The organism is Mesorhizobium sp. M0571, from assembly GCF_040320985.1.
In the GTDB taxonomy this organism is placed as follows: Bacteria; Pseudomonadota; Alphaproteobacteria; order Rhizobiales; family Rhizobiaceae; genus Mesorhizobium.
In genome coordinates this window covers 1-788 of sequence record NZ_JAMYQT010000151.1, presented here as the reverse complement: position 1 = coordinate 788, position 788 = coordinate 1, and the positions used below count along the sequence as shown (strand labels likewise).

The following is a 788-nucleotide window of genomic DNA, read 5'->3' as shown; positions in this document are numbered from 1 at the left end:
GGGTGCGCCAGTCGGCGTCGTAGTTTGTGCTTTGGGTAAGCGCTGACTCCGTGCGGGTGTAGGCAACGTTGTTGGTTGCCACGGCGCCGTTCTCGCCAATCAGCTCGGCGCGAACGTCATAGCCATAGGCGGCGTTGTTGTTGATCTCGATGTTGACGAGCTGCCCATCCACCGTTTCCAGCACCATGACGACAGGTGCCACACGCGCGTCCGAGCGGCTTGGCTGGAATGCGGAGATGGCAGCATATTCGGTGCCGAGCACATATCGCACGACATCGAATTCGTGCGGGGCCGAATTGGTGATAGCCATCGCGCCGGTGAAGTCGGCCGCAGGCGTTTCAACATTGCGGTGAAAATTGTGCATCATCAGCGCCCGGCCGAGATGACCATTATCGAGCGCTTGCTTCATTTCCTGATAGGAGCGGTCGTAACGCCGCATGAAGCCGAGCTGGACGAATTTCGCCCCCGCTTTCTGTTCGGCTTCCATCACCGCGATGCAGTCAGCCGACGCTTGTGACAGCGGTTTTTCGCATAGGACGCGCTTGCCGGCGGCAATGCAAGCCATCGAAAGCGGCGCATGCGTGAAATCGGGACTCGCAATGATCACGGCGTCCACGTCTTGCCGCGTGATGGCGCCCTTGGGGTCGGTGGCAATGTCGATAGCGCCACACGCGTCGGCAACAGAACGAGCGCGCTGCTCATCCATGTCGCAGACCAATTGAAGGGTTGCGCCGGGCAGTTCCTCGGCAACTATCTTGGCATGATCCGCGCCCATCAAACCGGCGCCG

General features: G+C 60.4%; 1 protein-coding gene. It reads right to left on the bottom strand.

Annotation, left to right across the window (positions count from 1 at the left end):
• On the bottom strand, window positions 1–788 hold a 788-nt coding region (locus NKI85_RS37790; RefSeq protein ID WP_352780989.1), incomplete at both ends, for a Gfo/Idh/MocA family oxidoreductase.